Annotated in this window: 1 protein-coding gene; it reads left to right on the top strand. The window is 57.9% G+C overall.

Annotation, left to right across the window (positions count from 1 at the left end):
• Nucleotides 1–454: RelA/SpoT-related domain-containing protein (locus KHA85_RS20205; RefSeq protein WP_498039902.1), on the top strand; the 454-nt coding region annotated here is incomplete at both ends.

The raw sequence follows: 454 nt of genomic DNA, 5'->3' as shown, positions 1-454 counted from the left end.
CCTGAAGACCGAGCTGGAAGAGCTGGGCTTCGAGGCGCTGTATCCGAACCGTTATCGCGTGATCAAGGAAGTGGTGAAAGCCGCGCGCGGCAACCGCAAAGAGATGATTCAAAAAATCCTCTCCGAGATCGAAGGGCGACTGACCGAAGCCGGCATCGCCTGCCGCGTCAGCGGGCGGGAAAAACACCTCTACTCCATCTACCTCAAGATGCATCTCAAAGAACAGCGTTTCCATTCCATCATGGATATCTACGCGTTCCGGGTGATCGTGAAAGAGGTCGATACCTGCTACCGCGTGCTCGGCCAGGTGCACAGCCTGTACAAACCGCGCCCGGGGCGAGTGAAAGATTACATCGCCATTCCCAAGGCCAACGGCTATCAATCGCTGCATACCTCGCTGATCGGCCCGCACGGCGTGCCGGTCGAAGTGCAGATCCGCACCGAAGACATGGAC

Origin of the sequence: Dietzia massiliensis (genome assembly GCF_018390595.1) — a bacterium.
In the GTDB taxonomy this organism is placed as follows: Bacteria; Actinomycetota; Actinomycetes; order Mycobacteriales; family Mycobacteriaceae; genus Dietzia; species Dietzia massiliensis.
The sequence above is the reverse complement of the archived record's forward strand: the minus strand, read 5'-3'. Positions and strand labels throughout refer to the sequence as shown.